The sequence below is a fragment of the Paraburkholderia caffeinilytica genome (assembly GCF_046030355.1).
Taxonomy (GTDB): Bacteria; Pseudomonadota; Gammaproteobacteria; order Burkholderiales; family Burkholderiaceae; genus Paraburkholderia; species Paraburkholderia caffeinilytica_B.
The window spans coordinates 30326-57120 of record NZ_JAQQCQ010000031.1; the positions used below are offsets into that span (position 1 = coordinate 30326).

Consider the following 26795-nt stretch of genomic DNA (forward strand, 5'->3'; position numbering starts at 1 on the left):
TATTCAAGTTGAGTAGGCAAACAAGATGAGCGAGTCAGTAAAGCGCGCGTTTGAAGGTGTAAAGCTGTTTCCGTTCTGGCTGGACAATCCACGCGCACCGGCTGTCGAACGGGAATTGATCGGTCCGACTTCGGCGGATCTGGTGATCGTCGGCGGAGGGTTTACCGGATTGTGGGCCGCGATTCAGGCGAAAGAAGCGGACCCGTCGCTCGACGTCGTGCTGGTCGAAGCGGGGAAAGTGGCCTACGGTGCATCGGGCCGTCCGGGCGGGATCATTTCCACCTCGGTGATGCATGGTCTGCCGAATGCGACGCGGGTCTTTCCGCAGGACCTCGACGTGCTGGAAAAGCTGGGCCAGGAGAACCTCGACGGCTTCAAGGAATCGTTGACGCGTTACGGCATTGAAGCGGACGTCGAATGGAATGGGGAGATGACGGTTGCCGTCGATCCCGGTCATCTCGATCATCTGAAAGGCGATTACGAGCTGCACGTGGCGCACGGACACGACGTAGTGCTGCTCGACAGCAAGGGCGCGCGCGAGCAACTCGATTCACCGCTGTTCGCGGGCGCGATGTGGTCGCGCAACCGCAGCGGCACGATTCATCCTGCGAAGCTCGCGTGGGGCCTGAAGGCGGCTGCGCTGAAACTCGGCGTGCGTTTGCATGAGCACTCGCCCATCACGCGCATGGAGGATCTCGGTGCGACGATGATCGTGCATACGCAGGCGGGCCGCATTGAAACGCCGCGCGTGCTGCTCGGCACGGGCACCGCGGATGTGGGCGTGACCGACATCAAGCGCCGCGTAATGCAGGTGCGCGATCACATCATCGCGACCGCGCCTTTGAGCGACGAGCAGATGGCACGCATCGGCTGGAACAATCGCCAGGGCATCTACGACACGCGCACGCAGCTCAACTATTTCCGTCTCACCAAAGACAACCGGATCATCTTCGGCGGCCGGGTGAGTTATCACTTCGGCGGCGATCCGAATCCGGCCGCGGATCGTGACGAAAGCACCTACTACAAGCTCGCCGAAGCGTTCTACCGTACGTTTCCGCAACTGGACGACGTGCGCTTCACGCATGCATGGGGCGGCCCGATTGACTACTGCTCGCGCGGCGCCGTGTTCGCGCGCCGCTATCACGGTGGCAAAAGCGTGTTCGTCGCGGGCTATACGGGTTTCGGCGTGGCGGGCAGCCGCTTTGGTGCGAAGATGGGCCTCGATATGCTGTGGAATCGCGAGACGCTGATTACGTCGCTGGATATTTCGCGCAAAGGGCCGTCGTATATTCCGCCGGAACCGTTGCGCTGGATCGCCGCGAAGATTACCTTCAATGCATTCGACGGCGCGGACGATCGCGGCGGCTGGCGGCGTCTGTGGATCAATTCGATCAAGGCGCTGGGTTTTCCGATGTAGTCGCCGTTGTAGTTGCTGCTGTGTAGTGATTGATATGTCTGGCGGTTTTTTATTGATTGCCGCCAGAATAAAAAAACCGCACCTTGAGAGGAACCGCACCTTGCGGTGCGGGGGTGCGGTTCGTGTTGAAGCAACGGTGTGACGCAGGTTGAATCAACCGCAGTACACGATGCTGTACTTCTTGGTCGCCACCGGCATATGCCACGTGCCCGAGAAGCCCTTGTGCAGGATGAAGGCGTCGCCGGCGGCATAGTGTTCGCTGCGGCCGTCGTCGCTGGTAATGACGACTTCGCCTTCGATCAGCACGCAGACTTCGTGGATCGGCAGGTCGGCCAGCTTCAGCGTGCCCGCGTCGCATTGCCATACGCCGGCGGACAGCATGTTGGCCGCATCGGAGAAAGCGGTGAGGGCGTGCGGCGCCTTGGCGCCTTCGAGAATGACGTCGGCGGGATCGTGCAGGGCCGGGTTCAGACCGGAAGCGCCGGGACCCTTGGCGTCGATGCGGGTGAAAGTGATGGTGCTCATGTGTCTCTCCTGGTTGATGTGATTCGAAGGTGATTCGAAGGTGATCCGAAGACGAGGAATTCGATAACGGAATCGAAACAGAACCGGAGTCTGAGCCAAAGCTGCGTAGCGATGAATTTCGATTTGAAGACATTCAGATTGAGCGGCGTCGATGTAAAGCATTCGATACCGCGCCTGGGCGCTTTGCTGGCCCAACGTCTGACCCAACCATTCATGTAAAGGACAAGCCCATGCAACACGCCAAACAGTTTTATATCGACGGTCAGTGGGTCGATCCGCAAAAGCCGGCCGGCGCCGCGACGCTCGACGTGATCGATCCGTCCACGGCTACCGCGTTCGCGCAGATTTCGCTCGGCAGCGCGGCCGATGTCGACTGCGCCGTGGCCGCGGCGAAGCGTGCCTTTCCGGCTTACAGCGAAACGACGATCGCGCAGCGAATCGATCTGCTGCAAGCGATCCTCGACGTCTACCGCAAGCGCTACGACGACATGGTGCATGCGATCAGCCGCGAGATGGGCGCGCCGCTGCAATATGCGAACGACGCGCAGGCATGGACCGGCGTCGCGCATCTGGAGACGATGATCCGCACGCTCGATACATTCGAATTCGAGTACGTGAAGAGCAGCATTCTGATTCGTAAGGAAGCGGTCGGCGTGTGCGGGCTGATTACGCCGTGGAACTGGCCGGCCTTGCAGATCGCCACCAAGGTCGTGCCCGCGCTCGCGGCCGGCTGCACGATGGTGCTCAAGCCGTCCGAACTGGCGCCGCTTTCCGGCATCCTCTTCGCCGAGATTCTCGACGAGGCGGGTGTGCCGGCCGGCGTGTTCAACCTCGTCAACGGCGAAGGCGCGACGGTGGGCGAGGCCATGTCGCGTCATCCGGACATCGACATGATGTCGTTCACCGGGTCCACGCGTGCGGGCGTGCAGGTCGCCAAGGCCGCGGCGGACACGGTCAAGCGCGTGCACCAGGAACTGGGTGGCAAATCCGCCAACCTGATTCTCGAAGATGCCGATCTGAAGCAGGCGGTGATGCGCGGCGCCCGTGCGTGTTTCGACAACAGCGGCCAGTCGTGCGACGCGCCCACGCGCATGTTCGTGCCGCGCGCCCGCCTCGCCGAAGCATTGACGTATGCGAAGGAAGCGGCTGAAGCGCTGGTCGTCGGTCCCGCGGACACGCCGGGCATCGACCTTGGGCCGGTCATCAGCGAGCAGCAGTTCGACAAGATCCAGCGGCTGATCGGCGTGGGCATTGAAGAGGGCGCCACGCTGGTGGCCGGCGGCTTGGGCCGTCCTGAAGGATTGAAGGACGGCTACTTCGTGCGCCCCACGGTGTTCGGCAATGTCACGCCGACTATGACGATCGCGCGCGAAGAGATCTTCGGACCGGTGCTGTCGATTCTCGGCTACGACTCCGAAGACGAAGCGATTGCGATGGCCAACGACAGTCTCTACGGCCTCGCGGGCTATGTGCAATCCGCCTCGATCGAGCATGCGCATGCCGTGGCGAAGCGCCTGCGGACCGGCACGATCTATCTGAACTACGCGGAGTACAGCCCCGATGCGCCGTTCGGCGGCTTCAAGCAATCGGGCAATGGCCGCGAGTACGGCGAGTTCGGTCTCGAGGACTTTCTGGAGATCAAGGGTGTGGTGGGCTACGCGAGCTGAGCTTGCGTGACAGCCGGGCGGTGAGAGACATCACCGCGCCGGCAGTTTTCCGATGGCGGTTCCAATCTGCGAACGCCGGTCGCGGGCGTCTATAATCTTTGCCGGAATTCGCCATCGGATCTTGAACCTGTGAAAACAACTATCGCTATTGCGTTTGCCGCGCTTGCCCTGAGCGGCTGTATGTCCGCCGAAAAACAGGAAGCGGAGGCGCGCGACTTTACCCGCTCCGAGAGTTTGCTCGATACCGCGCAGCGTAATGCCGCTGTTGGGTGTGCGGATCAGGCGCAGTGCGACAAGGCCTGGTCGCTCACGAAGGACTACGTGGCGGCGCATTCTTACACGTCGATCGTCCGCGCGGACGCGGTAGCGATCGAGACCGACGTTCCGGGCCGCTCGGGGCATGCGGTTTATTCGGCCACGCGCGTGGCCAAGGGCAGCGGGGCGACGATCACGCTGTACGCGCAGTGCCGTGGCATGTACGGTCAGGATCGCGCGATGGGCTCTGACTACGACGATTGCGTCAAGCAGATCGGTCCGACGCAAAACGGCTTCGTGCCGTTTCTGAATCAGCATTTATCCAGCCAGTAAGAGGCGAATCTTCAGGTCGTGAGGTGGCGCGACATCGTCCGTTCGAACGCATCGACGATACGTTGCACGTATGTATTCTTGTGGGCGAGGGCGCCGGTTTCGCGCTCGAAATGCGCCAGCATGGTCGCGTTTGCTTCGAAGACAAGCACCTGTCCATCAGGTAGCACGGTGAAGTCGATTCCTCCGTAGTCGAGATCGAGCCGTGTGCCGATTGCCGCGATCGCACGCATGACACGCTCGCCGAATACGGCGTGCGGATCGTCGAGGAAGCGCCGCTCTTCCTCCAGCTTCCATGGGTGCGGTTCCATGTCGGCGGAGTAGTAGTGCACCATCCAATGCGGCGAAATCGCCAGATGGTAGGGAAACGGCTCCCGGTCGACAAAAATGATCCGGTATTTGCGGTAGAAGCCGTCGGCGCTGCGATAGTCGCGAAACGCCGTGAGATAGCACACTTCGGTTTGTGCCGCGCGCCACGGCTCAAGCGCGGCGAGACTCTCGCATAGCGTCAGCCCGTCGCCCCCGTGCGTGGCGGCGGGACGCGCCAGGACCGGAAAGTCGATGCCACCCGCCGCGAGCAGGGCGCCAAGCGCAGCGGGTGAAACCGGCGCGGTTTCGCTGCGTATGCACGGCGCCACCTGCACGTCCGGCAACCCGTCGAACAGGCTGGCGGTGTGGTGCCGTTGGGTTCGCGCGATAGCATCGGGCGGATTGAGCACGGGCCGCACACAGCGCGAGACGAAGCGTGCTAGCCGCCCGGCTAGCGGCGCGGCGATATCCGCATCGCCAATCGCGTTGAACACGAGGTCATAGGCGGGCAGTTGCTGGTCTTCTTCGTCGGCGGCGTAGTCGATCGCATACTTGATGCGGCAGCAGGTCGTGCCGGGCAGCAGGACATCGAACGGCACGTTGCCGGCAGTGTGCGCCGCGCAGAGGACCAGCGCGCGGCGCTGCTCCGTGCCGCTCCCCTCGATAAAGACACGCTGGATCCGGTAAGCACGTTCCCGATAGGCAGCGGCTTCGCTTACGTATCCGCCGCTTGCGAGTATGGCGGCCAGATTCTGGCAGGCCACCGCGACATGGGGATCGAGCGTCAGGACGAGGCGATACCAGTATTCCGCGATCCCCTGATCGCCTTTCATGAAGTATCCGGTCGCGACGTCGCAGAGATTCGCGGCGCTGGCGTTGGGTGCCGCTGCAGCGTAGACGTCCAACGTGTGGGCGGCGATCAGATGCGCGACGGCGCCCAGTTCGTCGCCGTCGGCGCGTCGCGCTTCAGCGAGGGCGCGATGGCGGGACGGATCGAGCGGCGCGCTGTCGTTGGCGCACTCCACTGACGTGCTCAGAGGCTGTGCCTTGCGGTCGGCTTCGTTATGGGGATTCTGGGTCACGGTCGATCGGGATAGCTGCAGGGCGACGCGCCGCTGCGCACTCGAAGCATAGCGGGCGTGCATGCGATTCAGCTTACAGCGCCAGGTGCCTATCCGGACGGCTGTACCTCGCCTGCTTGAACGCGGCGAAGCGACGTGAGCCGATGATGTCGCTCAACGAGGCGACTCGGTTATGTCACCGGTCACGTTCCTATAGCAGCAGTTCGATCGAATGAAACAGACGGCGCATGTCGGGGTCTTGCGAGCGCGCGCCTTCGTCGATCACTTCACGCAAACACTCGAGAAAACACGCGGCGGCCGGACTGGTCGGTGCGCCGCGCCGCGACGTGATGCTGACGATGGTTTCATCCACGGTTTCGCCCAGCGGCAGCGCCCACAGATTCTCCTTCGCGATGAGTACCTCGACGAGCGGCCACGGAAAGATGCTGACCATGTCCGTTTGTGCGAGCAGGCCAAGCACGACCGAGAGCGAATGCGCGAGATGGATCGTGTGGGGCACCTTCATGCCGCGCTTGCGGAACAGATTGTCCGAGATCGACTCGCGGCTTGCCGGGTCCCAGTTCAGCACCCATTCGGCGTCCTCCAGTTCGAGCAGCGTGCGGCAACCCGCCTTCGGATGATCGCGCCGCGCGCACACCGCCGAATGCGTTGAAAACAGCGGCACGTTGTGAAACTCCGATTGCGGCGAGGCGGGCGGCGGACGGCCGATCGAGAAGTCGAGGCTGCCGTCGCGCAGACGCGGTTGCACGACGCCCAGCAGCCCCTCAAAAAACTCCAGCTGGACTTCCGGCATGCGCTGCCGGAACCGCTGTACGGCGGGCGGCAGAAACGTCAACGCTATCCACGGCGTGACGCCGATCGACAGTTTGCCGGCCGCCGCGCCGCGCATCGCCTCGATCTCCGCTTCCGCGCGCTGCAACTGGCCGAGCACCAGCCGCGCATGCACGACCAGCGCGCGGCCGAACTCCGTGAATGCGACGCCGCTCGCGCCGCGCACCAGCAGCGGCGCGTGGAGGTCGGCCTCCAGTTCGCGCATGGCCTTGGTCACGGCGGCCGGGGAGAGGTCGAGCGAACGGGCTGCGGCCCGGATACTGCCGGTATCCGCAATGGCCGCTAAGGTGCTGAGCTGATGCAGTTTCATCTGGAAAACCCGTAGATGGGTGACAACCACAGGTTGCCGCCACAACGATTCTACGCCTGCCGCTGGAAAATCGGCGTCGTTATGCTGGGCTCACGCTTTCATAGACGGAGACGACATCGTGAACACCATGGCCATCCCGGCGGGCATCGCCGAACTCGAAGACGAAATGATCGCGCTGCGCCATCGCATCCATGCGCAGCCTGAACTGGCTTACGAAGAGTTCGCCACCGGCGATCTGGTCGCCGAGCGCTTGCAGGAATGGGGCTACACCGTGCATCGCGGACTAGGTCAGACCGGGGTTGTAGGGCAACTGAAAGTAGGCAGCGGCACCCGCAAACTCGGCCTGCGGGCCGACATGGACGCACTGCCGATCCACGAGACCACCGGCCTGCCATACGCGAGCAAGGTGCCCGGCAAGATGCACGCATGTGGCCACGACGGCCACACGGCGATGCTGCTGGCGGCCGCCAAGCATCTGGCACAGGAGAAATCGTTCGACGGCACGTTGAACCTGATTTTCCAGCCCGCTGAAGAAGGTCAGGCCGGCGCGAAGAAAATGCTCGAAGACGGCCTGTTCGACAAGTTTCCGTGCGACGCGGTCTTCGCGATGCACAACATGCCGGGCTTTCCGACGGGCAAATTCGGCTTCCTGCCGGGCTCGTTCATGGCTTCGTCCGATACGGTGATCATCACCGTGACCGGGCGCGGCGGTCATGGCGCCGTGCCGCACAAGGCGGTCGATCCCGTCGTGGTGTGCGCGCAGATCGTGCTGGCCTTGCAGTCGATCGTGTCGCGCAACATTGCGCCGCTCGACATGGCGATCATTACCGTCGGCGCGATCCACGCCGGCGAAGCGCCGAACGTGATTCCCGAAACCGCGGAGATGCGCCTGTCCGTGCGCGCGCTGAGGCCCGAGGTTCGCGACCTTTTACAGGAGCGCATCACGGCGGTCGCCTGCGGGCAGGCGGCGGTATTCGGCGCGCGTGCGCATGTGGACTATCAGCGGCGCTATCCGGTACTCGTCAACGACGCGCAGATGACCGCTCTCGCACAGCAGGTCGCGCTCGACTGGCTCGGCGAAGACGGCTTGATCACCGGCATGCAACCGCTGACCGGCAGTGAAGACTTCGCGTTCCTGCTGGAGCGTTGCCCGGGCAGCTACCTGATCATCGGCAATGGCGACGGCGAGGGCGGCTGCATGGTCCACAACCCGGGCTACGACTTCAACGACGACTGCCTCGCTACCGGCGCGGCCTACTGGGTGCGGCTCGCGCAGACGTTCCTCGTCTAAGGCAGATGGCATCGCATTGAACCGAGGCCGTGCAAGGCTCCGCGGGTCACGCAGACCGGCGGGGCCATCAGGACGGTTGGGAGCAGTCAGACCGTCCATTGCTTTCAGATGCACAAGGACGCAGAGCCACGCATCAGCAGGAGCGACACCATGGAGACACAGATGGACTATTCCGCTACACCCCAGCCCGCAGGCACAGACGCGTTGAATCTCGCCGGCGCGTCGGCTACGCCGCCGGCCAAACGCACGAGCCACGCCAAGGCGATTGCTGCGATCACGCTCGGCAACGGCCTCGAGTTTTTCGATTTCACGATCTACAGTTTCTTCGCGACGATCATCGGCAAACTGTATTTCCCGGTGGAAGGGCAGCTTGCGCAACTGATGCTGGCGGTCGGCACGTTCGGCGTGGGATTCATCATGCGTCCGGTGGGCGGCGTTGTGCTCGGCGCCTATGCCGACCGCGCCGGCCGCAAGGCGGCGATGAGTCTGACGCTGTGGTTGATGACGCTCGGCTCGGCGATCATCGCGTTCGCGCCGACGTACGCGGCGATCGGCCTCGCCGCGCCGTTGCTGGTGATCCTTGCACGATTGATTCAGGGCTTTGCGCTGGGCGGCGAGATCGGTGCGTCGACGTCGTTGCTGCTCGAATATGGAAGCGACAAGACGCGTGGATTCTACGGCAGCTGGCAGTTCGTGAGTCAGGGACTGAATACCGTATGTGGCTCGCTGCTGGGTGTTGCATTGGCGGCGGCGCTGTCCACCGCCGCACTGGAGAGCTGGGGCTGGCGTGTGCCGTTTGTGATTGGCATGGCGATGGGACCAATTGGTATTTACATCCGGCGGCATCTGAACGAAACCTTGCCGGGCGTGGAAGACGATACGGCGCCGGCGGCGCAGGCGCCTGAGGCACAGCCGGTTCGCAAGCTGTTTCGCGAGCATTCGCGCGTGATTACGATGGGTGTGTTGACGAGCATTGGCGGCACGGCGGCGAACTACATCGTGCTGTTTTATCTATCTACCTACGCGATCCGGATTTTGCATTTGCCGATGTCGTCGGCATTGTGGGCTGCGTGGACCGCCGCGGTGGTGACAGTGATTTGTTCGCCGTTTGCGGGAGCGTTGTCCGATCGTGTGGGACGTAAACGTGTTTTGTGGATCTCGCGGGTGTTGCTGATTGTTGCCGTGTATCCGGCGTTCATGATTATCAATGTGTCGCCGACGGTGCCGGTGTTGTTGTCGGTTGTTGCTGTGCTGGCGGTTTTTGTCGCGTTTACCGCGGTGCCTAATATCGTCATGTTGCCCGAGATGTTTCCACGCGAGATTCGGGCTACCGGGATGTCGATTGTTTATTGTTTGGGTGTTTCTATTTTTGGTGGGTTTGCGCAGTTTTTTGCTACCTGGTTGATTCAGGTTTCGGGGAGTAATCTGGCGCCTGCGTGGTATTTGATCGGGTGCGGGGTGGTGTCGTTGTTGCCGTTGCCGTTTATGCGGGAGACTGCTGGGGTGAGGATTGATTGAAGGTGGGTTTTGCCTTTGGCGTTTGTTTGGTTGTTTGCTTGGGGTGTTGGCCTTTCCTTGATTTGTTAGTGGTCTATTAGCGTTGCCCCTGTGCGGGGCGGGCACTTACTTCTCTTTGCCGCCGCAAAGAGAAGTAAGCAAGAGAAAGCGGCTCACACCGCTAGCGCATAAGCGGGTCCCCCGCGCAGTTACGGTAGTGGTGCATCTGGAATCCGTGCTCTCGCACATTCGGCGGTAGTGACAAAGGAGTCATACTTCCGGCGTTGCTGCGCGCGCCGAAGAGCACTTCATAAAACCGACCGCCGTGGTTTCGTAAAACCACCCGCTACGTTTCGACGCTCGCACCTCGCCATAGAACCGTGGCTCGTCATTGCATCGCCCACCGCCACCGTGATTGTGATTGGAACCGCAACGGTGACTGTGACCGAGACTGTGACCGAGACCGAGACCGAGACCGAGACCGAGACCGAGACCGAACCGAGACCATAATCGTGGCTGGGGTTCTAGTCTGAGGCGTTGATTGGAGTACACCGGCCTACCATTTGAATTGGGGTTTCTGGGTGAGTGGAGGGGCGTGTCGCCGAGGCGAAGCCGATGGCTCTCACAGACTGAACCGAAGTCTCTGGTTTCCTTGGCAGACCCGTCCGCGACGCACGCAGTGCGGAGTGGGAGCTGATGACAGCCTGGTCACTACCGCCGAATGTGCGGGAGCACGGATTCCAGATGCACCACTACCGTGGCTGCGCGGGGGCCCCGCTTATGCGCTAGCGGTGTGAGCCGCTTTCTCTTGCTTACTTCTCTTTGCGGCGGCAAAGAGAAGTAAGTGCCGCCCCGCACAGGGGCAACGCTAATAGACCACTAACAAATCAAGGAAAGGCCAACACCCCAAGGCAAACAACCAAACAGACGCCAAAGGCAAAAAAAACCTAACCCTCATCTAACAACCGACTTCCCCCCATCCCCCACAGGCGCAGCCTTCCCCCCAGCCCCTGCATCCCGCGTCTCGGGCATCGCGGCCCACACCAGCAAAACCGCAAGCGCGCCCGCAGCGGCAAGCCCAAAAAAGCTCACCGCATTGCCAAAATGATCCGCCACAAACCCAGCAGCCGTCGTGCTCAACGTCGCCCCAATCCCGGCAGCCAACCCAAACAACCCGATGCAAAGGTTATACCGCCCCTTCCCGCCGGCGACATCGGCGGCAATCAACGGCAGCATCACACCGAACACCGCAGCGCTCAGGCCGTCCAGCATCTGCACCGGCACCAGCAAATAAGGGCTGCTGATTCCCGCGAACAACAACGCCCGTATCGGCAGCGCCGAAAAACCCAGCAGCAAAATCGGCCTGCGTCCCCATCGCTCGGCAGAACGCCCAACCCATGGCGACATCATCGCCACAATCGCCTGCGGCACGATGATGCACGCGGCAATCACGAGCTGTACGTTGTCGCCCATGCCGGCCGTCACTTCGCCAGCGGCGAGATTCAGCATCGCCGCATTCGACAAGTGGAACAGCACGATACAAGCCGCAAACAGCAGCATCCGTTTGTCACGCAACAACTCGCGCAAGCTCTCGCGCCGTTCGATCTGCTCCGGAGTCGGCCCGGCTTTCGGGAGCTCGATCGTATCGGTACGCTGAATCATCGTCAGCGCAAACAGCGCGGGGATGGCCAGCGCCGCGGTCAGCCAGAACACCGCGCGGGGCGAATAGTATTCGCCGAATACGCCCATCAATCCGGCCGCGACGGCGCTGCCGATCGACGCCCAGCGCGCATTGCGTCCCAACCGGTCGCCCAGATTCGCGCGTCCCACCAGAGCGAACGAAATCGCGGCCAATGCCGGCGTCAGCATGCAACTGGCAAAGCCGTGGAACACCTCGGCGGCAATCACCGGCAATACCGTCGGACTTGCGGCCAGCAGCACCGCACTGAAAATGATCGCGAAGATCGCCCATGCGGCCGCGCCTTTCTTGTTGCGCAATGCGTCGACGGCAGCGCCGCCCGGCACCTGGCTCACCATCGCGCTAATCGTGCCGACGGACAGCGCCATGCCGATCTCGCCCTGGGTCCACTTATGCGACGCAAGGTACGACGCAATGAACGGCCCGAAACCCGTCTGCACGTTGGCGACGAAAAAATTCAGCCAGTCGAGTGCGCGCAGACTGCGCGCGGTGACCAAAGTGCGGCCTGTCATCGGGCCGCCCGTGCGTTGGAACCCGCGGTGACAGTAGCCGGCGCGGCAGAGGCTGCGGGAGCGGCAGGTGCGGGAGCAGGAGCGGGCGGCGGCGCCGGCGACACGGCGCGGATCGGTTTGTCGCTGGCGTAGGGCGGCGTCGCGTTGATCTGCGCATCGCTCAAATCGAGCAGCGGATGCAGTTCCTTGTCTTTGATGACGAAACGCAGCGCCGACCAGTTGGCGGCAATCGAGCGCCGCTCGGTGCTGACCATGCCGTTGACGTCGAGCACGACCGCCTGCGGCTGCGCGTTGGCGTCGATCAGCACATCGATCACGCGGCCGACCTTGGCGCCGTTGGAACGCTCGACGTCGGTGTCGATCAGCGGCAATTGCACGCTGGTGGACTTCGCGGCGGGCGTCGGCGCGGCCGTCGCGTTGAGCGTGATCGGCGCGGACTTCGCGGTCGGCGTGAAGCGGAACGCGTTCCACGGGAAATTGACCTTGCGATCGCCGACGCCGAGGAAACCCTGCAGATTGACCACCATTTCGCGCGGCTTGCCGCTCGCATCGGCGATCAGATCGACCGCGCGGCCCACCACCTTGCCGTCGGGCTTCTGCACTTCGCTATCGAGCAACGCACGCGCCTCGCTGCGCTCGATCGTGCGCAGCACGATCAGCGGCGCAGGCGGAGGCGGGGGCGGCGCGGGCGCGGCGACCGGCGGCGGAGGTTCGACCTTGCGTGGCTTGACGACCGGCTTCCTGGGCTTCTTCGGCTGTTCGGGCTCGGCCGCTTCGGTCTCGGCCGGTTCCGGCGCGGAGGCGGCGACGGGCGCGCTCGCGGGTTCGACGGGCATCACCGTGGCATCGACAATCGGCGCCTGTTGCGGGCCCCACAGCAGGCTGCAACCGGATAGCGCAAACAGCGCGAACACAGCAAGAATCAGAAGACGCCAGGCAGGACGCGAAAAACCGCCGCTCATCAAGAAGGACTCCATGGGCCAGTGCGGACGGGCGCTGTGGGCCGCCGCCGTTAAGACACTCAGTTGCGTCAGGTAAGGGCCAGAGTGTAACCCGCGGCGCCGGGGCGGCCCGGTTTTGCAGGCTTTCTGACAGGTGTCCCCGGCGCACGATTCATGCCGCGTTGCGCGCTTCCGGCCATGACGCAGGCCCGTTTTCGCGCGCCGAACCCCTCAAAACCCTTTCACAACTCGATGACAAACCGTAGGTGTAAACGCGCGGAGCGTCCCCATGGTTTGCCGTCCCTTAAACGATATAAGCGTCGCGACATGCCGAGCATGCCATTCATGCGATGGGAGATATATTTGTGTTGCCCTACATTTCGGGACAGCAAAAGAAGGACGGAAGGCGGGTTGTCCGAATGCATCGCAAGCCGACGTTCAAACCTTGCCACACCACATTAAATCAACGCAACGAGACGAACCTGATGGCGGCCGGAAGAGGGCCGTTTCAGCACGCTGATAAAGGAGGCACTCATCATGATGGAACCCCACGCCCAACCGATTTCTGAAGTCGGCGCCGAATCATTCGACGGAAAGGGCTTTCTCGACCGCTACTTCGAAATCTCTTCACGCGGCAGTTCGCAGCGTACGGAAATTGTCGCGGGCATTACGACCTTCCTCGCGATGGTCTATTCCGTGTTCGTCGTGCCGGGCATGTTCGGCCGTGCGGGCTTCGATACCAGCGCGGTGTTCGTTGCCGTGTGTCTGACCACCGCGTTCGGCTCGCTGCTGATGGGCGTGTGGGCACGTCTGCCGATCGCGATCGGCTGCGCGATCTCGCTGACCGCGTTCACCGCGTTCGGTCTCGTGCTCGGTAAAGGTCTGCATCCGAACGTCGCGCTCGGCGCGGTGTTTCTGATGGGGGTCGTCTTCACCGGGATCTCGGTGACGGGCGTGCGTTCGTGGATTCTGCGCAATCTGCCGACGGGTATCGCGCACGGCACGGGCATCGGCATCGGCCTGTTTCTGCTGCTGATCGCCGCGAACGACGTGGGTCTCGTGGTCAAGAACCCGGGCGCGGGTTTGCCGGTCGCACTCGGCAACATCACGGCGTTGCCGGCGATCATGTCGGTGGCGGGTCTGGCAGCGATCTTCGGGCTGGTGCGCCGTCGCGTGCCGGGTTCGATCCTGATCGTGATCATCGCGATCTCGGCGATTGCGCTCATGATCGATCCGGCGGTGGCGTTCCACGGTGTGTTCGCCGTGCCGTCGCTGAGCGCACCGGGTCACACTTCGCTGATCGGCGCGATGGACATCAAGGGCGCGCTCTCGATGGCGGTCCTGCCTAGCGTGCTGGCCCTCGTGATGACGGCCGTGTTCGACGCCACCGGCACGATTCGCGCCGTGGCCGGACAAGCTGGTCAACTCGACGAAAACGGCCGCATCATCAACGGCGGACGTGCTTTGACGGCGGATTCGCTGAGCTCGATTTTCTCGGGCCTGCTCGGTGGTGCACCGGCGGCGGCCTACATCGAATCGACGGTCGGCGTGGCAGCCGGCGCGAAGACGGGCATGGCGGCAGCAGTGGTCGGTTTGTTGTTCCTCGTGGTGATGTTCTTCTCGCCGCTGGCCAGCCTCGTGCCTTCGTATGCAACGGCCCCGGCGCTCATGTATGTCGGTCTGCTGATGCTCTCGAACGTCAGCAAACTGCACATGGACGACATGGTCGATGCGATGTCGGGCCTGATGTGCGCCGTGTTCATCGTGCTGACCGCCAACATCGTGACGGGCATCATGCTCGGTTTCGCGACGCTGGTGATCGGCCGCGTGGTGAGCGGCGAGTATCGCAAGCTGAACGTGGGCACGGTCGTTATCGCTGTCGTGCTGGTGGGTTTCTATCTCGGCGGTTGGGCGATCTGATTCTGCCGCATTGCGTTTTGCGCGATTTGCTGTAACGCGAGAGTGGGGCGGTCTTTTCTTGCCGCTTCGCTCGAACGTGTAGTCGGTTGTTCTCCACCTTGACGCGGCGTGTTGCAGGGCTTGATCTGCGATGCGCCGCGTATCTTTTTTTGTGGTGTCCCCTTCGCATCTTTCTGCGCGCTTTGAGAAAAGTGCATACCTGTCCTTGACATTTTCATGTGCGCTTCTAAACTTAACCTCATGGTTAAGTTTAATGACATGCTACTCGACCGCACCTTTGCCGCGCTGTCCGATCCGACGCGGCGTGCGTTGCTCGCGCGTCTGTCCGAGCTGAACGATCTGTCGGTCAGTGAACTCGCCGAGCCGTTTGCGATGTCGTTGCCCGCGGTGATGAAGCATCTCGACGTGTTGTCCGAGGCCGGTCTCATCACGCGCAGCAAAACCGGCCGCACGGTGGCGTGCCGCCTGTCCGCCGGACCGATGGAGGAAGCCATGGCGTGGCTCACCCGCTATCAGCGCTTCTGGTCCGAATCACTCGATCGTCTTGCTGCTTTCGTCGAAGAGGAGCCCCCATGTCCGCCAAACCGAGTCTCACCCTCCAGCGCCGGCTCAACGCCGCGCCCGCCAAAGTCTTCCGCGCCTGGACGGAAGCGGCGCAACTCATGAACTGGATGCATCCGGGCGACTCCGACGTGACTCGCGCGGAACTGGATGCACGCGTCGATGGGCGCTTCACGATTGTGTATCGCAAGCCAGATGGCCGGGAAATCGAGGCTGGCGGCCAGTATCTGGAGGTGGTGCCCGACGCCAAACTGGTGTTCACTTGGGCATGGCGTTCGAATCCGGAGCAGGAGTCGCTGGTCACGGTGCTGTTGCGTCCGGACGGTAACGGCACCTTGCTGACGCTCACGCACGAACAGTTTGTCGACGAAGAGACGCGCGACCTGCATCAATCCGGCTGGAGTGGCGGCCTCGATTCGCTGGAACGTTACTTCGCGTGAATTCGCCTGATTTGCTCTATCCAACCTGTACGACGCAGAGAAGGAGACGCACATGGACCCGCAACACCGTATCGGCACCCGGGAAGAGTGGCTCGCCGCCAGTAAGGCGCTTCTGCTCGAAGAGAAAGCGTACACACGTGCCGGCGACGAGCTCGCTCGCAAGCGCCGGGCGCTCCCCTGGGTGAAGGTCGATAAAACTTATGTATTCGACACGCCGCAAGGCCGCAAGACGCTCGCCGATCTGTTCGGCGGGCGTAGCCAGTTAATCGTCTATCACTTCATGCTGGGCCCGGATTGGGAAGAGGGCTGCTTTGGCTGCTCGTTCGTGTCGGATCATATGGACGGCATCCTGACGCATCTCGAACATCACGACGTAGCGTACGTAGCCATCTCACGCGGGCCGCTCGCGAAGATCGAGGCTTTCAAAAAACGGATGGGTTGGACGTTTCCGTGGGTGTCGTCGAATGAGAGCGACTTTAATTTCGACTACCACGTGTCGTTCACGCCGGAGGAGATCGCCAGCAAGAAGGCGTTCTACAACTTCACCGAGCAGGATGTCGGCATTGACGAGCTACCTGGCCACAGCGTGTTCTACAAAGACGAAACGGGCGACGTCTATCACACCTATTCCACCTACGGCCGCGGCGGCGAGCAGTTCCTCAGTGCGTACGCGCTTTTCGATGTGACGCCGAAAGGCCGTAATGAGAAGAAGAACATGGGCGAGTGGCTCAGGCATCACGATCGTTACGAGGAGAAGGCGAGCGGTTGCGCCGCGTGCGGTTCTTGATGGCGAAGCGCGTGCTCGCAGGAAAGCGTGGGACGTCATGCCCCTTTGCGTCCGGCTTCGTAAAACAGCGCGAACAACTCCGACTGCGAGTTGACGTTGAGCTTCGTGTAGATGTGCTTCTTGTGGGCGCGCACCGTCTCGAACGAGATCGCCAGTTTCTCCGCGATGGCGCGTGTTGAAAATCCGCTCAAGGTCAGCATCGCCACCTCGACTTCGCGCGCGGTGAGTGACGAGCGGCCGCTTACCGAGGACACCTGCTCGAAACGCGCGGCATAGGTGGGTGTGTCCGTCGGGGCGTCCGTGTCCGGTGATGCGGGTGTCGCCGCGCCGCTCGAGGCCGGCGCCAGCGTGTCGAATGCCTCATACGGCAAGCGCTGCCGCAGCAGTGCGATCACCCATGGCGCACAGAGTTCGAGCACGGCCAGATCGCGCTCGCCATAGCGCTGTGTTGCGCCGAGCGAGAACGCCAGCGTATGTCTCGCATCGATCACGTAGTTGAAATGCACTTCATCGCCGACGATGTTCTTCCTGAAGTACCGCTGATAGTAGTCGGTCATCGAGAAGTTGTCGGGCGCGACATCCGCCAGTGTGACGAAGCCCGATGCAGGCTTCTCGGTCGCGGCGATGTAAAACGGGTCGAGTTGATAAAGTGCGGCGAGGTAGTCCTGGAACATCGCGTCCACGGTGCCGTCCGGTGTGGGGGATTCCGCACAGACGAGGGGCGCCGCACCTGATGTGAAACGCAGAGCGACCCAGTTGTCGAATACGACGTAACGTTCGAGCGCGCGCGTGAGGCGCGTCCAGAATTGCGCGCCGTCGAGCGCTTCGATAACCGCGCCGATCTCGCGATGAAAGGCCAGGTCGCGCCATTCGAGTTCCATGCGTGCTCCGTTGAGGGTAACCCAGCCGGGTGATTACGAACAAAAATATGTCTGGTAATAATAGGCCCAACCTGAAACGCGGGCGCCTGACAACAGTCGCTAATTAACGCGAAGCAGACCGGCATGGGACCGGAGTAAGTGCTGAAGCGCTAACTCTGGTCGACAGCTTTGCATGGGACCAGAGTAAGTGCTAAAGCACTAACTCTGGTCGACCGCTTTGCATGGGATCAGAGTAAGCGCTAAAGCACTAACTCTGGTCGACAGCTTTGCATGGGATCAGAGTAAGCGCTAAAGCGCTAACTCTGATCGACAGCTTTGCATGGGACCAGAGTAAGTGCTGAAGCACTAACTCTGGTCGACACAGGAGACAAGATGCTTCAACTCGAATTGGCACAGATCCCGATCGTGGATGGCGCGGCGGGCGTCGAGGGTAAAAACGTCCAACGCGTGCTGCAAACCATCGGCCAACGCGCGGCCGGCACCGAACTGATCGTGTTTCCGGAGACCACATTGTCGGGTTTTCCGACGCGAGACACCATCGGCGACGTGGCCGAACCGATCGACGGCCCGTCACTGACCGCCGTACGCAAAGCGGCGCGCGAAGCGCGCGTCGCGGTGGCGGTGGGTCTTGCCGAGCGTGACGGCAGCCGTTTTTTCAACACCACGGTGCTGGTCGACGAGCGTGGCGAGATCGCGCTGCGCTATCGCAAGACCCATTTGTGGGCATCGGACGTCGGTGTATTCGAACCGGGCGACCGTTACGAAGTATGCAGCTTCAAAGGCCTGACCGTTGGCATTCTGATCTGCTACGACATCGAATTTCCCGAAACGGCGCGTGCGGTCGCTTCGCTCGGCGCCGATCTGCTGATCGTGACGAACGGCAATATGGAGCCGTTCGGGCCAGTGCATCGTCGCGCGATTGTGGCGCGTGCAATGGAGAATCAGATGTTCGCGGCGCTCGTGAATCGCATCGGTTCGGGTGATGACAACCTGACGTTCCCCGGTGAATCGGCGCTGATCGATCCATTCGGCGACGTGGTGTGCGACGCCGGCCAGGAAGAAACGGTCCTGCGTACCACGCTCGATCCTGCGCGTCTCGAAGGCGCGCGCGAACACTATCGCTATCTGCATGACGCGCGCATCACGCTCGACCTCGCGACGCTGGACGGCGAGCACGGGCAACGTGCGCGTGTGATCCGCGCACGTTAAGGGGCGCGCAGGCGTATGGCGTGCAGGCGCATATAAGCGCATGGACGCATCTATGCACCTACGCACCGACATACCTGCGCGCACCCCGTCAGGCAAAGAATCATCGGCGCGGCATCCGCGCATCCAGCAAGACTGATCGACAAGACTCGACCGGGGCGTGCTCAACGCCGCCCCCGGCGACGCTCGCCCATTCGCAAGAGGAGACACCGCATGACCCCGACATCCCCCACCGAACGCACCGACGCACCGGCCGCGCCTCGCGGCGCGCATCTGAAGCGCACGCTCGGCCTGCCTTCAGTCTTGCTGTTCGGCCTTGCCTATATGGCGCCGCTGATCGTCTACGGCACCTATGGTGTGCTGGCGAGCGCCAGCAACGATACCGCCGCGCTCGCGTATCTGATTGCCCTGATCGCGATCGTGTTCACCGCGCTCAGTTACGGCAAGCTCGCGCGGCTTTTCCCGGTAGCGGGTTCAGCGTATACGTACACGCGAAAAACCTTCAATCCGCATCTAGGTTTCATGATCGGCTGGGCCACGTTGCTCGATTACTTTTTCTTGCCGATGGTCATCTGGCTGATCGGCGCCGCGTATCTTAGCGCCGCGTTTCCGCACATTCCGAGCTGGATCTGGATCGTCGCATTTATTGTGTTGACGAGCGCGCTGAATATTCTCGGTATCGAACTCGCGAATCGTTTCAACATCGTGTTGATGGTCGTGCAACTCGCGATCGTCGCATTGTTCGTCGTGCTGTGCTGCCACTATGTGACCGCGGCGGCCGGCCCCGGCGGTTTGATTTCGGCCGAGCCGTTCTTCAAGCCGCACGTGCCGTTCTCGGCGACGATGGCGGGTGCGGCGATTGCCGCCTATTCGTATCTCGGCTTCGACGCGGTGTCGACGTTGACCGAAGAAACCATCGCGCCTGAAAAGACCATGCCGCGCGCAATCGTGCTGATCGCGCTGATTGGCGGCGCGATCTTCGTGATCGCGGCGTACACGGTGCAACTCGCGCATCCGGGGGCGGTCTTCAAGGACCCGGACTCGGCCGCCTTCGAAGTCGCGCGCAAAGTCGGCGGCGATATCTTCGTGACGGTGTTTCTGGCCGGCCTGATTCTCGCGCAGTTCGCTTCGGGGATCTCGGCGCAGGCGAGTGTGGGGCGCCTCCTGTATGCGATGGGCCGCGACGAAGTCCTGCCTAAGCGCATCTTCGGTTTCGTGCATCCGAAGTTCAAGACGCCGGCGCTGAACATCGCGATCGCGGGCGCAATCGGTCTCGTCGCGTTGAAGCTCGATGTGGCGACCTCGACCTCGTTCATCAACTTCGGCGCGTTTCTCGCGTTCACCGCGGTCAATCTGTGCGTGATCCGCCAGTTTTTCAGCGCGAAGGGCAGTGCGAATGCGATGGGGGTGATGGGTGGCGTGCTGTTTCCGCTGGCCGGTGCGATTGCGGATATCTGGCTGTTGGTGAGCCTCGAGAAAACCGCTCTGGTGCTTGGCGCGGTGTGGTTCGTGCTGGGGTTGTGCTATCTCGGCTGGATCACGCGCTGTTTCCGCCAGGCGCCGCCGGAAGTCGCGGTCTGATGCTGCATGGCGCAGCGTCGAACTCAAAGCGCCATGTCGAAAGCGGGCTTGACGAACAGTTCGATTGCCATCACCACGAGGCCCATTGCGGCCGCTGACAGCGTCAGCGTGCCGTATTCGTCGTAGCGTGAATCGTATAGGCACGCCACGACGAAGATAATCGCTAGCAGATTGGTCAGCCAGTCGAAGTTCAGCGCCAAGTTCATCGATCAAATCCGGGCTCACGCGCGACTCGTATCGTCGAATCGCGCTATTACGTGAGCCGGATTCTAGCGAGTTGAGCTTACGGATTCGCAACGGCTGGCCTTACACTGCTTACGTTTCGGAGGCAGCCCCCTGGGGGCGCCCCGAAGGAAATCCCCTTGAGGGATCTCACATCATGTCGTGCTCGATCCAGTCGATCACCGAGGTGCGTTCAGGCTGCCAGCCGAGCAGTGTGCGGGCGCGCTCACCGCGCACGCGGCTGTTCGACCCGAGCCCGTACGAAGCCATTTCGTAGCCCCATTCTTTTTGCGCTTCTTCGAGCGGCCAGTCTTGCGGCTCGCCCAGTTTCATCACGCGGGCGATCGCGGCACTCATGTCACGAAACGACGCTTCGCCGCTTTCGACGAAGTAGAAGATGCCCGCCGGCGTTTTCTCCAGTGCGAGGCGATACAGTTCGGCGACGTCGTCGATATGCACGTTCGACCAGATGTTGCCGCCGCTGCCCACATGCCGCACCACGCCGCTTTTTTGCGCCTGACGCACGAGCCGCGGCAACTGCACACTTGCGCTGCCTGGCACAGCGCCGTGGCCGTAGATCAGCGTGTTACACAGCACGGCCGAGCGGATGTTCTGCTGTGCCGCATCGAGCACGCGCTGATCGATGGCGACGCGTGCGGCTTTATCCGCGGTTGGCGTGGGCAGGGCGTCTTCGTGATAGATGCGCGCCTCGCCCGCTTCGCCGCCCGACGCATCTCCGACGATGCTTGATCCGCTCGTGTGCAGAAACGGCTTGCCGGAACCGGCGAGGCCGTCGATCAGCGCGTTCACTGCGCCTTCATGGTCGCTGCTCGCGGCGTTGATGACCGCGTCGGCAGCTTTGGCTTCTGCGATCAATAGTTCGCGGTCGTCGAGCGTGCCGATGACGGGTTCGATACCGAGGCGTTGCAATTCCTCGCTGTGCTCGGGCTTGCGGATCAAGCCGCGCACCTGATGGCCGGCGCGCACGAGGTGTGCCGCGATCGAACCGCCGATAAAGCCGCTGGCGCCAGTAATGAAAATCTTCAAGACGTTCTCCTAAGGTGGAAACACCGGAAACACGATGACATGCAGGCAGTATCCGCCGTCTTGATTCTCGCAAAAAGCGTGTTAGTCTCAAATCAATCTTGATTTGAAATCAACAATGAAGACTTCCACTGACGAATTACTGGTGTTCGTGACGGTGATCGACTGCGGTTCGATCACCGCGGCGGCCGAGAAATTGCAGCAGACCGTCTCCGGCGTGAGCCGGGCGCTCACCCGCCTCGAAAAGAAACTCGACACCGCGCTGGTGAGGCGCACCACGCGCCGTTTGCAACTGACCGAAGAAGGCGAGGCTTTCCTGTTGCGGGCGCGGGCGATTCTCGATGCCATGGAAGAGGCTGAAGAGTCCGTGACGCGTGGGCGCGAGCGGCCCTCGGGGCGTTTGCGTGTCGATGCGGCGTCGCCGTTCATGCTCCATTGCGTGGCGCCGCATATGAAAGCGTTTTCGGCGCTGTATCCGGAGATTCGTCTGGAGTTGACGAGCAACGAGCGGATCGTCGATCTGCTCGAACAGAAGGTGGATATCGCGATCCGTATCGGCGCGTTGCAGGATTCGACCTTGCATGCGCGCACCTTGGGCAGTAGCCGGCTGAGAGTGCTCGCGAGTCCGGCGTATCTGGCCGAATACGGCGAGCCGCGTTCGGTGGAGGCGTTACGCACGCATCGTCTGATCGGCTTCACGGCGCCGGAGCATCTGAATCGCTGGCCGTTGCGGGCGGGCGGAAAGGGCAGGTCCGGGACCCTGAAAATCGAGCCGGCGATCACGGCATCGAGCGGTGAGACCTTGCGGCAACTCGCACTCTCAGGATGGGGCATCGCCTGTCTCGCCGACTTCATGACCGCGGCCGACGTGCGCGAAGAGCGGCTGGTGCCGATTCTCGGCAACGTGCTGGCGGATGAGCGGCAGCCGGTGAGCGCGGTGTATTACCAGAGCGCATCGCTGGCGGGGCGCGTGCAGTGTTTCCTGGATTTCATGGCGGCGCGGGTGAGGCTTTAGCGAATCCCGTGCCGGTGGCGGTACGTTTAGAAAGCCCGCAACTCGTATGAGTTTGCGGGTTTTTTTGCGTCTTCAGTGCGCTCTCCTATAACTCTGGAAGACGCGCATCGAGGCCAAGGGGCAAAGACGCGAAGCGGAATCGGCGGATTGGCCGTGCCGGCCGACCGGGCCGCTTCAGCCCGGCGCCTTTTTTTGTCCGCTTGCCGGCCAATATTCTTAACGTGTATATACAAGTTGGTTGTCTCGACGAACGAATACGGTACGGCGCGCGCTGGCGCCCAAAACGCCGGCTGAGGCGATATACACGTCCTGCAAGCAGTCTCCTCTAATGGAAACCCCTAGGGTCGAAGCTGCAAAAACAAGTTGTATATACAAGACGGCGCCGCTAAACTTCCTCTTGAATTGTATAGACAAGACAGGACACAACACCATGATGATTCTGAAGCCCGGCTACCTGACCCTCCCGCAACTGCGCCAGATCGCTCGCGAACACGTCGCGCTGCAACTCGATCCCGCCAGCCACGCCGCCATCGACGCCTGCGCCAAAGCCGTCGCCGATATCGCCGCGAAAGGCGAGCCGGCGTATGGCATCAACACGGGCTTTGGGCGCCTCGCCAGCACGCACATTCCGCATGATCAGCTCGAGTTGTTGCAGCGCAATCTGGTGCTGTCGCATGCGGTCGGTGTGGGTGAGCCGATGTCGCGCCCGGTCGTGCGTCTGTTGATCGCGCTGAAGCTGTCGAGTCTCGGCCGCGGCCACTCGGGCATCCGCCGCGAAGTGATGGAAGCGCTGATCACGCTGTACAACGCCGACGTGCTGCCGGTGATTCCGGTCAAGGGTTCGGTCGGCGCATCGGGCGACCTCGCGCCGCTCGCGCATATGTCGGCAACCCTGCTGGGCGTCGGCGAAGTGTTCGCAAAGGGCGAGCGCATGCCGGCCACCGAAGGCCTCGCGCTGGTCGGCCTGAAGCCGCTCACGCTGCAAGCAAAGGAAGGTCTGGCGCTGCTGAACGGCACGCAAGCCTCGACCGCGCTCGCGCTCTACAACATGTTCGCCATCGAAGACCTGTACCGCACCGCATTGGTGGCGGGCGCGTTGTCGGTGGATGCAGCAGCGGGTTCGGTCAAACCGTTCGACGCGCGGATTCACGAATTGCGCGGTCATCAAGGCCAGACGGATGCGGCAGCGGCTTACCGTTCGCTGCTGCAAGGCTCGGGCATCAATGTTTCGCACGCCGATTGCGACAAGGTGCAGGACCCGTACAGCCTGCGTTGCCAGCCGCAAGTGATGGGCGCGTGCCTGGACCAGATGCGTCATTCGGCCGAGGTGCTGCTGGTGGAAGCAAACGCCGTGTCCGACAATCCACTGATTTTCCCGGACACGGGCGAAGTGCTGTCGGGCGGCAATTTCCATGCTGAGCCGGTCGCATTCGCTGCGGACAACCTGGCACTCGCCGTCGCCGAAATCGGTGCTTTGGCCGAACGCCGCATCGCGCTCCTGATCGACGCGACGCTGTCGGGCCTGCCGCCGTTCCTCGTGCGCGACGGTGGGGTGAACTCGGGCTTCATGATCGCTCACGTGACGGCTGCGGCACTCGCGTCGGAGAACAAGACGCTCGCGCATCCGGCCTCGGTCGATTCGCTGCCGACTTCCGCGAACCAGGAAGATCACGTTTCGATGGCGACGTTCGCCGCGCGCAAGCTCGGCGATATTGCTGAGAACGTCGCGAACATTCTGTCGATCGAATTGCTTGCTGCTGCGCAAGGCGTCGATCTGCGCGCGCCGCACAAGACCAGCCCGAGCCTGCAGAAAGTGATGGACGTAGTGCGCAAGGACGTCGCGCATTACGAGCTCGATCACTATTTCGCACCGGATATCGCGGCCGTTACGCGTCTCGTGCAGGACGGCACGATCGCGAAACTGAGCCCGTTCTCGTTCGCGTCCGAGCAGTAAGCTCGAATACCACGTTTCAGGCACGTCAATCAAACCCATGAACGCACCGGCCTACCAGGGCATCAAGGACTTCATCCTCGGCCGCATCCACGCGGGCGAATGGGCTGAAGGCGACCAGGTGCCCTCCGAAAACGAGCTCGCACGCGAATTCAACGTCGCGCGCATGACGGTCAACCGCGCATTGCGTGAGTTGACCTCGGAGCAGGTGCTCACGCGTGTGCAGGGCTCGGGCACGTTTGTCGCCCGGCCCAAGTACGAATCGACGCTGGTGGCGATCCGCAGCATCTCCGACGAAATCGTCGCGCGCGGTCATCGTTATCAGGCGAAGGTGCTGCACATCGGCGCGAGCATTGCCGACGAAGCGCTTGCCGAAGAAATGCAGGTGAGCGCGGGCAGTCCGGTGTTTCATTCACGCGTGCTGCATTTCGAAAACGACGAGCCGGTGCAACTCGAAGAACGCTGGGTCAATCCGGCGGTCGCGCCTGAGTACGCCTTGCAGGACTTCACGAATACCACGCCGAATCAGTATCTGGTACGGGTGGCGCCGTTGCAGCGCGTCGAGTATCGCATCGAAGCCCTGGCGGCGGATGCGGATACCCGCGAGCTGCTGACCATGGATGAACTCGAACCGTGCCTCGTGCTGCATCGGCGCACATGGTCGCAAAGTCAGGTCGCTTCGATCGCCAATCTCTGGCATCCCGGCAGCCGCTATCGCTTCACCGGACATTTCTGATTCATCAGTTTCAAGACCCGTTTCCGACTCATTTTCCTGAACTTCTCCCGCACATTTTCAAGCATCCCGAGGGCCACCATGAACAACCCGAAACACATCGACCCGCGTCTGGACCCGACCCGCACGATCCGCGCACCGCGCGGCGCGGAAAAGACCTGCAAGACCTGGATCGCGGAAGCCGCGTACCGGATGATCCAGAACAATCTGGATCCGGAAGTCGCCGAGCATCCGCATGCACTGGTCGTGTATGGCGGCATTGGTCGTGCCGCGCGTAACTGGGATTGCTTCGATCAGATTCTCACGTCGCTGAAGGACCTGAACGAAGACGAGACGCTGCTGATTCAATCGGGCAAGCCGGTGGGCGTGTTTCGCACGCATGCGGACGCCCCGCGCGTGCTGCTGGCGAATTCGAATCTGGTGCCGCATTGGGCGACGTGGGAACACTTCCACGAACTCGATCGCAAGGGCCTGATGATGTACGGTCAGATGACCGCCGGCAGCTGGATCTACATCGGCAGCCAGGGCATTGTGCAGGGCACCTACGAGACGTTCTTCTCGGTGGCGAACCAGCATTTCAACGGCGATCCGTCGGGCCGCTGGATTCTGACGGGTGGTTTGGGCGGCATGGGCGGCGCGCAGCCGCTGGCCGCGACGATGGCCGGCTTCTCGATGATCGCGGTGGAATGCGACGAGACGCGTATCGACTTCCGTCTGAAGACGCGTTACGTCGACAAGAAAGCGGCGACGCTCGACGAAGCGCTCGCCATGCTCGAAGAAGCGAAGAAAGCAGGCAAGCCGGTGTCGATCGGCCTGCTCGGTAACGCAGCGGATGTGTTTGCTGAATGCGTGACGCGTGGCATTACGCCGGATTGCGTAACCGATCAAACCAGCGCGCACGATCCGATTCACGGCTACCTGCCGCAAGGCTGGAATGTCGAAGACTGGCGCGAGCGTCAGAAAACCGTGCCGGACAGCATCGTGCTGCCCGCCAAGCAGTCGATGGCCAAGCAGGTGCAGGCGATGCTGACGCTGCAGGAACGCGGCGCGGCCACGCTCGACTACGGCAACAACATTCGTCAGATGGCACTGGAAATGGGCGTCGAAAACGCGTTCGATTTCCCGGGCTTCGTGCCGGCCTATATTCGTCCGCTGTTCTGCGAAGGCAAGGGCCCGTTCCGCTGGGTCGCGCTGTCGGGCGATCCGGAAGACATCTATAAGACCGACGCGAAGGTCAAGGAACTGATCCCTGACGATCCGCATCTGCACAACTGGCTCGACATGGCGCGCGAACGCATCGCGTTCCAGGGTCTGCCGGCGCGGATCTGCTGGGTCGGCGTGAAGGATCGTTATCGTTTGGGCCAGGCGTTCAATGAAATGGTCAGGAACGGCGAGTTGAAAGCGCCGATCGTGATCGGCCGTGACCACCTCGACACCGGTTCGGTGGCAAGCCCGAATCGTGAAACCGAATCGATGAAAGACGGCTCGGACGCGGTCAGCGACTGGCCGTTGCTCAACGCCCTGCTGAACACCGCAGGCGGCGCATCGTGGGTTTCGCTGCATCATGGCGGCGGCGTTGGCATGGGCTTCAGCCAGCACTCGGGCGTCGTGATCGTCGCTGACGGTACGGATGCCGCGAAGGAGCGTCTCGGCCGTGTGCTGTTCAACGATCCGGCGACGGGTGTGATGCGTCACGCGGATGCAGGTTATGAACTCGCACAGGAAACGGCGCGCGAGGCAGGTCTGAATCTGCCGATGCTGGGCCGTTGATCGTGGCGGTTGTCTCTA

At 62.1% G+C, this 26795-nt stretch carries 23 protein-coding genes; 15 read left to right on the forward strand and 8 right to left on the reverse strand.

Features of this window, described 5'->3' with window-relative positions:
* Nucleotides 1–25 precede the first annotated feature (25 nt).
* Nucleotides 26–1417: an NAD(P)/FAD-dependent oxidoreductase gene (locus PQQ95_RS32395; RefSeq protein WP_408445313.1), complete on the forward strand. Its 1392-nt coding sequence runs from the start codon at nt 26–28 to the stop codon at nt 1415–1417.
* Nucleotides 1418–1570: 153 nt separating this feature from the next.
* Here the strand turns inward: PQQ95_RS32395 and PQQ95_RS32400 are convergent, their stop codons facing one another.
* The gene (locus tag PQQ95_RS32400) at nt 1571–1942 is read right to left on the reverse strand and encodes a cupin domain-containing protein (protein ID WP_408445316.1); all 372 of its coding nucleotides are present in this window, start codon (nt 1940–1942) and stop codon (nt 1571–1573) included.
* Between the two features lie 230 nt (nt 1943–2172).
* Between PQQ95_RS32400 and PQQ95_RS32405 the strand changes: the two genes are divergently transcribed.
* Nucleotides 2173–3609: an aldehyde dehydrogenase family protein gene (locus PQQ95_RS32405; protein ID WP_408445319.1), complete on the forward strand. Its 1437-nt coding sequence runs from the start codon at nt 2173–2175 to the stop codon at nt 3607–3609.
* Between the two features lie 129 nt (nt 3610–3738).
* Nucleotides 3739–4197 (forward strand): hypothetical protein, encoded by a 459-nt coding sequence (locus tag PQQ95_RS32410; RefSeq protein WP_408445322.1) that lies wholly within the window; start codon nt 3739–3741, stop codon nt 4195–4197.
* 11 nt (nt 4198–4208) lie between these two features.
* Here the strand turns inward: PQQ95_RS32410 and PQQ95_RS32415 are convergent, their stop codons facing one another.
* Both PQQ95_RS32415 and PQQ95_RS32420 read right to left on the reverse strand, forming a co-directional pair.
* Nucleotides 4209–5585: a hypothetical protein gene (locus PQQ95_RS32415; protein ID WP_408445325.1), complete on the reverse strand. Its 1377-nt coding sequence runs from the start codon at nt 5583–5585 to the stop codon at nt 4209–4211.
* 190 nt (nt 5586–5775) lie between these two features.
* Nucleotides 5776–6726 carry a LysR family transcriptional regulator gene (locus tag PQQ95_RS32420; protein WP_408445328.1) on the reverse strand — a complete coding sequence of 317 codons (951 nt, stop codon included), beginning with the start codon at nt 6724–6726 and terminating at the stop codon, nt 5776–5778.
* 127 nt (nt 6727–6853) lie between these two features.
* On the opposite strand from PQQ95_RS32420, the gene PQQ95_RS32425 reads away from it, so the two are divergent.
* Nucleotides 6854–8017 (forward strand): M20 aminoacylase family protein, encoded by a 1164-nt coding sequence (locus PQQ95_RS32425; protein WP_408445448.1) that lies wholly within the window; start codon nt 6854–6856, stop codon nt 8015–8017.
* 162 nt (nt 8018–8179) lie between these two features.
* Nucleotides 8180–9535, forward strand: a complete 1356-nt coding sequence (locus PQQ95_RS32430) for an MFS transporter (protein ID WP_408445451.1) — start codon at nt 8180–8182, stop codon at nt 9533–9535.
* A 933-nt stretch (nt 9536–10468) separates the two neighbouring features.
* Here the strand turns inward: PQQ95_RS32430 and PQQ95_RS32435 are convergent.
* Nucleotides 10469–11725, reverse strand: coding sequence for an MFS transporter (locus tag PQQ95_RS32435; protein WP_408445331.1), 1257 nt, complete (start codon nt 11723–11725; stop codon nt 10469–10471).
* The gene (locus PQQ95_RS32440) at nt 11722–12687 is read right to left on the reverse strand and encodes a PRC-barrel domain-containing protein (protein WP_408445334.1); all 966 of its coding nucleotides are present in this window, start codon (nt 12685–12687) and stop codon (nt 11722–11724) included. Before PQQ95_RS32440 ends, PQQ95_RS32435 begins: the two co-directional genes overlap by 4 nt.
* Before the next feature lie 516 nt (nt 12688–13203).
* On the opposite strand from PQQ95_RS32440, the gene PQQ95_RS32445 reads away from it, so the two are divergent.
* From PQQ95_RS32445 to PQQ95_RS32460, 4 genes are all read left to right on the forward strand, one after another.
* The gene (locus tag PQQ95_RS32445) at nt 13204–14586 is read left to right on the forward strand and encodes an NCS2 family permease (RefSeq protein ID WP_408445337.1); all 1383 of its coding nucleotides are present in this window, start codon (nt 13204–13206) and stop codon (nt 14584–14586) included.
* A gap of 240 nt (nt 14587–14826) precedes the next feature.
* Entirely contained in the window at nt 14827–15252 is a 426-nt protein-coding gene (locus PQQ95_RS32450) for an ArsR/SmtB family transcription factor (protein WP_408445340.1), read from the forward strand.
* A complete protein-coding gene (locus PQQ95_RS32455) occupies nt 15159–15587 on the forward strand; it encodes an SRPBCC family protein (protein ID WP_408445343.1) in 429 nt (142 codons plus the stop codon). The genes PQQ95_RS32450 and PQQ95_RS32455 overlap by 94 nt, the downstream gene beginning before the upstream one ends.
* A gap of 52 nt (nt 15588–15639) precedes the next feature.
* Nucleotides 15640–16374 carry a DUF899 domain-containing protein gene (locus PQQ95_RS32460; RefSeq protein ID WP_408445346.1) on the forward strand — a complete coding sequence of 245 codons (735 nt, stop codon included), beginning with the start codon at nt 15640–15642 and terminating at the stop codon, nt 16372–16374.
* Between the two features lie 35 nt (nt 16375–16409).
* Here the strand turns inward: PQQ95_RS32460 and PQQ95_RS32465 are convergent, their stop codons facing one another.
* Nucleotides 16410–17255 carry a helix-turn-helix transcriptional regulator gene (locus tag PQQ95_RS32465; RefSeq protein ID WP_408445349.1) on the reverse strand — a complete coding sequence of 282 codons (846 nt, stop codon included), beginning with the start codon at nt 17253–17255 and terminating at the stop codon, nt 16410–16412.
* A gap of 372 nt (nt 17256–17627) precedes the next feature.
* Between PQQ95_RS32465 and PQQ95_RS32470 the strand changes: the two genes are divergently transcribed.
* Both PQQ95_RS32470 and PQQ95_RS32475 read left to right on the forward strand, forming a co-directional pair.
* Nucleotides 17628–18464: a carbon-nitrogen hydrolase family protein gene (locus PQQ95_RS32470; RefSeq protein WP_408445352.1), complete on the forward strand. Its 837-nt coding sequence runs from the start codon at nt 17628–17630 to the stop codon at nt 18462–18464.
* Nucleotides 18465–18674: 210 nt separating this feature from the next.
* Nucleotides 18675–20042 (forward strand): APC family permease, encoded by a 1368-nt coding sequence (locus PQQ95_RS32475; RefSeq protein WP_408445355.1) that lies wholly within the window; start codon nt 18675–18677, stop codon nt 20040–20042.
* 23 nt (nt 20043–20065) lie between these two features.
* Here the strand turns inward: PQQ95_RS32475 and PQQ95_RS32480 are convergent, their stop codons facing one another.
* Nucleotides 20066–20248 (reverse strand): hypothetical protein, encoded by a 183-nt coding sequence (locus tag PQQ95_RS32480; protein WP_408445358.1) that lies wholly within the window; start codon nt 20246–20248, stop codon nt 20066–20068.
* 166 nt (nt 20249–20414) lie between these two features.
* The gene (locus PQQ95_RS32485) at nt 20415–21311 is read right to left on the reverse strand and encodes an NAD-dependent epimerase/dehydratase family protein (RefSeq protein WP_408445361.1); all 897 of its coding nucleotides are present in this window, start codon (nt 21309–21311) and stop codon (nt 20415–20417) included.
* 115 nt (nt 21312–21426) lie between these two features.
* Between PQQ95_RS32485 and PQQ95_RS32490 the strand changes: the two genes are divergently transcribed.
* The 4 genes from PQQ95_RS32490 to hutU all read left to right on the forward strand — a co-directional run bounded on the left by PQQ95_RS32490 (nt 21427) and on the right by hutU (nt 26777).
* Nucleotides 21427–22323: a LysR substrate-binding domain-containing protein gene (locus PQQ95_RS32490; RefSeq protein WP_408445364.1), complete on the forward strand. Its 897-nt coding sequence runs from the start codon at nt 21427–21429 to the stop codon at nt 22321–22323.
* A gap of 430 nt (nt 22324–22753) precedes the next feature.
* Complete coding sequence (gene hutH, locus PQQ95_RS32495; protein WP_408445367.1) at nt 22754–24277, forward strand: histidine ammonia-lyase; 1524 nt, start codon at nt 22754–22756, stop codon at nt 24275–24277.
* Between the two features lie 37 nt (nt 24278–24314).
* A complete protein-coding gene (gene hutC, locus PQQ95_RS32500) occupies nt 24315–25010 on the forward strand; it encodes a histidine utilization transcriptional repressor HutC (RefSeq protein WP_408445370.1) in 696 nt (231 codons plus the stop codon).
* 78 nt (nt 25011–25088) lie between these two features.
* Nucleotides 25089–26777, forward strand: coding sequence for a urocanate hydratase (gene hutU, locus PQQ95_RS32505; RefSeq protein WP_408445373.1), 1689 nt, complete (start codon nt 25089–25091; stop codon nt 26775–26777).
* The last annotated feature ends 18 nt before the right edge of the window (nt 26778–26795 follow it).